The sequence below is a fragment of the Thermococcus sp. PK genome (genome assembly GCF_000430485.1).
Classification (GTDB): Archaea; Methanobacteriota_B; Thermococci; order Thermococcales; family Thermococcaceae; genus Thermococcus_A; species Thermococcus_A bergensis.
Window position 1 is genome coordinate 23,896 of the sequence record NZ_KE387149.1, and the last position, 6,241, is coordinate 30,136.

A 6,241-nucleotide genomic window follows, 5' to 3' on the forward strand; every position below is an offset into this window, starting at 1 on the left:
ATAATTTCTTAATGAGAATATTCCTTAAGAGATCACTATGAGGGTGTGAAGGGTCAAAATGGGGGTTAAAAAGTGGTGAAAATGAGGGGATAAATTGAGTAAAAAATGTGGAAAATAATGGGAAGTGAGTGGAAAGTTAAGGTGAAAGGGTGAAAAAGTGTGGAAAAAGAGGGTGTAAAATATGTAAAAAATGCGGAAAATAAGGGGAAGTTAGGTGGAAGGGTGGAAACTAGGGGGATTAAGAGGGATAATAGGTGGAAATTAAGGGTAAAAAATAGGGAAAAATCTGGGTCAAGGGTTAGGAAGGGGTCGAAATAGGATGAAAAAGTGGTTATCTAGGCGGAAATTGAGTACAAAAAATAGGGAAGTCAAGGGGAAACTAAGAGGAAATTGTGGAGGGAACAGGGAAACGAAGTGGAAATTAATGGTAAAAATAGGGGAAAATTCAAGGGGTGAGGGATTATAGGGGGAAAATGAGGTGGTAAGAAGTGGAAAATTAGGTGGTTTTTAGGGTGGAAAAATTATGGATGAGACATGTAAAATACGTGGAAGTTAGTGATTAAAAGAGTAGAGACATTTCGTTAACACCCTTCACGTCAACCCTGTTTGAAGATAAGAGCCTTATAGTCTCAACGAGCTTATCGTCTTTGTGACTGACTACAACAACACCTCTTCCAAAAATATTTGCGAGATTCAAAACACTACCAATACTGTGTTTATCAAACACTCCTAGCTCAACCTCAAACGCCAATACCTCAACTGGATTTGTACTTTTGATTGTTTGAAGACCGCCTAGCAACTCTAAAAATTCACTAAACCCGGTTTCTACTTCCGAAGGCAAATCCAAAAGCCATACGGCATCAGTTCGGATGGGAGTTAATCTTTCCTTGAGTTTCTTTATCCACCTTGGCATATATTCAACTGCGGAAATAAAACCCTTGTTCTTGCCAAATTCGGCCAATTTCCTTGTGATGTCATTGTGGAGATTATCTCTCAAATTTGGAGTTTTAAATGAGAGAGGTGACTTGGGTCGAGGATTAATCCTTATGTCTGTTAGTGTATTGATGGCATTTTCCACATCTTCTAAGGAGAGCACAAAAACATCAGTTGTTCCTGAAAAATAGTTTAAAGTCCTGTTTATCCTTTCGGCTCTTTCTTTGTGCATGTAGTCAGGATGTTTTGGATTCTTACTAGGTACAATTTTGAACGCATACCTGAACCCAGCTAACTTCATGTTCCATATCTCGCTCATTACGGTCTTTGAAGTAGCGTCGGAAGCTGTTATCTCGAAGGTAGCATATGGATAAAGAGCTCTCGAATCTTTCCAATAAGGCCATAAGCCGTACAATTTCTTTATGGCATGGGATTGTTGTTCTGAGAGGGGATAAAACCAGACTACATCGATTATTGGTGAGTATCCAGGAAAAAGGTTTACTAAAGGGAATTCCTTTTCAGCTAAAAAACCAAGCTTTCGACCTAATTGAACTAAACTTTTTTGCAACTCCATATGACGACCAGACGGCATGAGTTTTCCTCCTTTAACTTGGTTTTTCTTTCTATACCTTCTACGTTATAACTTAAATAGATAGTGACAACGGTTGAAAAATTAAAAGAGCAAGTTTGTAGTGATCTCCACCGATGTTTTTGGATGATCTACCTTGAAGGAGTTTTATAAGATGCGATGCCTCAAGGTTACTATTCATAAACTGGGTACACTTTATTATTGAAACACTTTACTTGCTTCTCAGAGCGAAAAAGTTATTTTGATTTAGGGTAATATGTAATTTGGGGTGCTTGTGATGGAAAAGGATCTACACTACTTAGTCACACGAATTATAAACCCCCGATTGAATTTTATTATTGCATCGCTTGCGGATGGAAAGACGGGAAAATACAGGCATGATTATGTGGAGGTAAAGATGTATTCTACAGAAGGTATAGTTGCAAAGTGGCTTCAAGATTGGCATGATGAACTGTTTCACAGATATAAAGACGAAGATATTAACAAGAACCCTGACAAGTTCTTGAATGATTACATGGGGGTTATAGATTATGTCTATCAAAAGAGTGGTGGGAACTGGGAGGATATACTTCATGAGCTTTGGCTTCTTGGAGGAGAGATCGAGAACTATTTGAAGGGTACGGTGAATATGTTCAGTGTTGGAAAGTTATTGACTGAGAATTATCGTATGAAAACTGAACTTGAGGCACTCAGGCAAAGATTAAGTGAGCTTGATTCGAGGGTCAGTTCGGAATCTTCAGAAAAGCTTTCACTCAAGGAAAGACTTGACAAAATATTGAAAGAATACGAGGACACTAAAGCAAAGCTCAAAAATTATGCCGTTGCAGGGTTTGTTGGAGGGGTTGTCGTAGGTGCTGTGCTAATATGGTTGATTCTTTCATAACAATTACATTTGAACCTAGAAGCTTGATCAATCATCAGATCTAACTAATCAAAACTTGCGCAAAAATCACAAACTTCTTTCGAAAATTTCGTCATCAGTTCCCAAAAACTTAATATACGTTGACATAGATATTTTTCTATAATAGGTGGAAACTGTGGAAAATCCACCCCAACCTTCTAAAGACCTCCACTACCTCATTACCAGAATCATTAACCCTATTTTGAATTCCATAATAGCAACACTTCACGACAATTCTGTTGTACATTATAAGGACTGGGGTGTTAACATTAAGGAGTACGCTACTCCCGAAGTGATACTGTCAGGATAAGCAGTGGGGCGTCAGGTTTAAATCCCAGACACTACCACAGAAAAAGAAAGGGGGGAACATGCAAGCCGAAACCATTATCAACCGATTAATTTCAGCCTTAAAACCTTTTCGCCGAAACAAAATCCCACCAGAAAAGAAAATCAGGGCAATAACCCTGTACCTAAACGGCTTAAGCTACAGGCAAACCGCCAGAATCCTCGGAATCAGCCACACAACCGTCTGGGAAGCCATTCAAAAAATAGCAGAAGCAGTCTACCAGCCAAAAATCCTCGCAGTCAAAAAACAGCGGAACTTCATCGCAGTTGACGAAACAGTAATAAAAATCAACGGGAAGAGAAGATTCCTCTGGGCTGCAATTGACGTTGAGAGCAAGGAAGTTTTAGCAGTCTGGATTACGACTGTTAGAAACTGGTGGGTTGCCAGGGATTTCATCCTGGCTGTTTTAAAGTCATGTGAAGGGCAGCCTGTTTTTCTGGTTGACAGGGCGAGCTGGTATAAGTCAGTGTTTAAGAGTTTGGGGTTGGGTTATCTGCATGTGACTTTCGGGCCGAGGAACAGTGTTGAGCGCTGGTTTAGGACGTTGAAGGAGAGGACAAAGCGTTTTTGGAATAATTTCAGGAGTGAGGACTGGAGGAGAGTTCATAGGTTTGTTTTTCTGTTTGCCTTCTGGTATAATTTTGTCAGAATTCATTCTAGGTTTGATAGGCCTCCGGGTGATGTTATTGAATGGCTTCAGGAGGTGATGCCCCAGTTATCCTGACAATATCAGAGTTAATGTCGAAAAATTTATTTGAGTTTATGTCAATTCTCAAAAAGGTGAGAGGAATGAGACCTCTAGTTTGGGGTTTCATCTTAACTGTGGTGGGAGCATTCTTTTGGGTGTTGTTCAGTGTGGTTTTTGGAGTAGCAGCGGGACTTAGTGGTACTGATGTACCTTCTACATACATGGCTTTGATTTATGTCTCAGGAGTTGCAATGCTGTTTAGTTTGCCTGTAGCAGTGGTCATAGAGCTTTATCGTTGGATAAAAAAGAAGAAAAAACGAACTGGTACGTTTCCAGAATAAAGTGGGAAAAATGAGGATACACAAATCTATGTTATCCATTCTAGGATTAGATATCGCATCTAAATAATTCTGTTCATTTTCTTGCCGCCTTTAATATATAAAGTAGTGTTCGTCCCCATTTTCCATAACCTCGGTAATTGTTCAAAGTGGTCTTTAGTCCAACTAAATGGTCTTTGGTAAATTAGGAATGTTAAATATGAACTGCTCACTAAACAAATCTCCAATTAATTTCTTTGATAACTTTCACTGGCGGAGCTGTTGAAAACTCTCACTCTCTCGAAGTTTCCTGAGAGGGATATATCATTTGCAGAATTCATGGAGGAGATAACAAAGCATCCAGAGGAGCTAGAAAAGTTGCTTTAGAGATTCTTAATTCTTTCCAACTGGTATTTTTAAAACCAAAGGACGTAGAGCTTTTAAGGAACTCTAAAAATTGGTTTTTGTATTGTTCCCAATAATCGTTTAGTTTGGCTTCTTTTGGTGGTAAAGCTTTTGTAAAAATGTCTTCTTTTTGGGTTGGCTCAATTCTTGTTTTGGCTTTTGGGGTTATGTCCATTCTTTGTTCTTCAAAAGAACCGGCTCCCGAAGCCGGAAGGATAGACCAAGCTACCCCACGGCCCCTCAGCGCTAACTTTCAAGCATCTGGTTATAAATTTTTCCCAACCCCTTAGCAAAAGATATAAATTCCAAGCTGCATAGTTGGAGAGGATGCCCGATGATATCCATAGTAATACCCACATATAATGAGAGAGAAAACCTGGAGGAGCTGTTTGAACGGATAGCGAGGGCTTTAGAGGGAAAAGAGTTTGAAATAATAGTTGTAGATGATAACTCCCCAGATAGAACATGGGAAAAAGCAGAGGAACTGGCGAAAAAATATCCTGTGCATGTTATACGGAGGATAAATGAGCGAGGTCTTTCTTCCGCTGTTATCAGAGGCTTTAAGGAAGCTAGGGGGGAGATTATTGTTGTTATGGATGCTGATTTGCAGCACCCTCCAGAGGTTATCCCCAAGTTAGTTGAAGCGGTTGAGAAAGGGGCGGACATAGCTATAGCGAGCAGATATGTGAAGGGAGGAAAGGTCGAGAACTGGTACTGGTGGAGAAAGCTCATTTCAAAAGGTGCTATAATGATAGGCAGAGTTGCCTTACCAAAGATTAGAGGGGTCAAAGACCCCGTAAGTGGGTTTTTTGCCCTTAAAAGGGAGGTTGTAGAAGGGGTTGAGCTCAACCCAGTGGGCTTTAAAATACTCCTTGAAGTGCTCATAAAAGGAAAGTACAAGAAAGTTGTTGAGGTGCCGTTTACGTTTGGATTAAGGAATTTTGGAGAAAGCAAGCTGAGCAACAAGCAAATACTAAACTATCTGCGTCACCTCTACAGGCTCATGAAATGGGAAGGTGAGATAGATAGACTTGTCAAATTCTCCATAGTTGGTTTGACCGGTGTCGCTGTAAACGAAGGTGCTCTTCTCGGCTTTGTGGAGTTTTTGGGATGGGATAAAAGACTGGCTGTTATACCAGCTACGGAGCTTTCGATACTCAACAACTTTCTGTGGAACGACCTTTGGACGTTTAGAGACCTGAAGAGAAAACCACTCTATCTAAGACTTTTTAACTTCCACCTTGCAGCGCTAACGGGGGCTCTGGTTCAGTGGGCAATCTATCTGGCTCTGTTGTATGTGGGAGTTCACTATTTGATAGCAAATTTAATTGGAATAGGATTTTCATTTATTGTAAGATTCTTCGTCAATCGGAACCTCACATGGGCATGACCGCCTCTAATTACTGCATCTCCACCCTAAAGGGTTAGGCTTTCAGAGAGAAAATCTGACCTCCTCCCCGCCCTGAAGGGCGAGGGTTCCAACGAGTTAACCCCTCGCCAACGGCGGAAAGGTTTGAGGGGTCTCATTTAGACCCAAGTTAAAGCGGGTCTTCGACCCCTCGGGGAGGGTCTTCCCCCCATTACCCCTACCTCCTGCAAGAGCAGAAAGGCTCGGGGTTATCGTTTTCACAACTTTCTTTAGGATATTGAACGCCCCAACGAGGTCTGCGTTAAAAACGAGCCCCTCTGCGGGACACTTGTAAAGACCACGGACGAAACGGGCCCCTTTATGGGGCTTCCCGCAGACGGGGCAGGTTTTTGAGGTGAAAGCCTCATCAACAAGCTCAACTTCAATACCATACTCTTCAGCAACTTCCTTGAGACGCTGAATCACTGTATTGAACCGCCAGACGTGGGAGAGGATGAAGTTCTGCTTTTCACCCCATTCAGAATTTCTCGCAATGCCCTTTGGATAACCAACTACAATCGTAGAGACGCCCATTTCGTAAAGCCCTTCAACAATCTGCCTGACTGCGGTATTAATGTAGTGCCTCGCCTGTAGTTTGGCCTTTTGATACATTCTTTTCAGTTTCCTGCTTGTCTTGTAGCCGGACTTGTTGAG

Annotated in this window: 8 protein-coding genes; 5 read left to right on the top strand and 3 right to left on the bottom strand. The window is 41.2% G+C overall.

Features of this window, described 5'->3' with window-relative positions:
• Positions 1-159: 159 nt before the first annotated feature.
• Complete coding sequence (locus tag THEPK_RS12900; RefSeq protein WP_156882112.1) at positions 160-318, top strand: hypothetical protein; 159 nt, start codon at positions 160-162, stop codon at positions 316-318.
• A 241-nt stretch (positions 319-559) separates the two neighbouring features.
• On the opposite strand, the gene THEPK_RS01910 is transcribed toward THEPK_RS12900, so the two are convergent.
• Positions 560-1,507, bottom strand: coding sequence for a hypothetical protein (locus tag THEPK_RS01910; protein WP_156882114.1), 948 nt, complete (start codon positions 1,505-1,507; stop codon positions 560-562).
• A 292-nt stretch (positions 1,508-1,799) separates the two neighbouring features.
• On the opposite strand from THEPK_RS01910, the gene THEPK_RS01915 reads away from it, so the two are divergent.
• From THEPK_RS01915 to THEPK_RS01925, 3 genes are all read left to right on the top strand, one after another.
• Positions 1,800-2,405 (top strand): hypothetical protein, encoded by a 606-nt coding sequence (locus THEPK_RS01915; protein ID WP_042697704.1) that lies wholly within the window; start codon positions 1,800-1,802, stop codon positions 2,403-2,405.
• Between the two features lie 386 nt (positions 2,406-2,791).
• Positions 2,792-3,493: an IS6 family transposase gene (locus THEPK_RS01920; RefSeq protein ID WP_042697708.1), complete on the top strand. Its 702-nt coding sequence runs from the start codon at positions 2,792-2,794 to the stop codon at positions 3,491-3,493.
• A 65-nt stretch (positions 3,494-3,558) separates the two neighbouring features.
• Positions 3,559-3,798: a hypothetical protein gene (locus THEPK_RS01925; protein WP_198011275.1), complete on the top strand. Its 240-nt coding sequence runs from the start codon at positions 3,559-3,561 to the stop codon at positions 3,796-3,798.
• Positions 3,799-4,111: 313 nt separating this feature from the next.
• Here the strand turns inward: THEPK_RS01925 and THEPK_RS01930 are convergent, their stop codons facing one another.
• A complete protein-coding gene (locus THEPK_RS01930; protein ID WP_042697714.1) occupies positions 4,112-4,354 on the bottom strand; it encodes a hypothetical protein in 243 nt (80 codons plus the stop codon).
• A 159-nt stretch (positions 4,355-4,513) separates the two neighbouring features.
• On the opposite strand from THEPK_RS01930, the gene THEPK_RS01935 reads away from it, so the two are divergent.
• Positions 4,514-5,569 carry a glycosyltransferase gene (locus THEPK_RS01935; protein ID WP_042697715.1) on the top strand — a complete coding sequence of 352 codons (1,056 nt, stop codon included), beginning with the start codon at positions 4,514-4,516 and terminating at the stop codon, positions 5,567-5,569.
• Positions 5,570-5,665: 96 nt separating this feature from the next.
• Here the strand turns inward: THEPK_RS01935 and THEPK_RS01940 are convergent.
• On the bottom strand, positions 5,666-6,241 hold a 576-nt coding region (locus THEPK_RS01940; protein WP_042697717.1), incomplete at its 5' end, for an RNA-guided endonuclease TnpB family protein.

Coding starts and splice junctions, on each gene's coding strand:
- THEPK_RS01910 (WP_156882114.1), bottom strand. CDS start 1,507: ATGGAGTTGCAAAAAAGTTTAGTTCAATTAGGTCGAAAGCTTGGTTTT.
- THEPK_RS01915 (WP_042697704.1), top strand. CDS start 1,800: ATGGAAAAGGATCTACACTACTTAGTCACACGAATTATAAACCCCCGA.
- THEPK_RS01920 (WP_042697708.1), top strand. CDS start 2,792: ATGCAAGCCGAAACCATTATCAACCGATTAATTTCAGCCTTAAAACCT.
- THEPK_RS01925 (WP_198011275.1), top strand. CDS start 3,559: ATGAGACCTCTAGTTTGGGGTTTCATCTTAACTGTGGTGGGAGCATTC.
- THEPK_RS01930 (WP_042697714.1), bottom strand. CDS start 4,354: ATGGACATAACCCCAAAAGCCAAAACAAGAATTGAGCCAACCCAAAAA.
- THEPK_RS01935 (WP_042697715.1), top strand. CDS start 4,514: ATGATATCCATAGTAATACCCACATATAATGAGAGAGAAAACCTGGAG.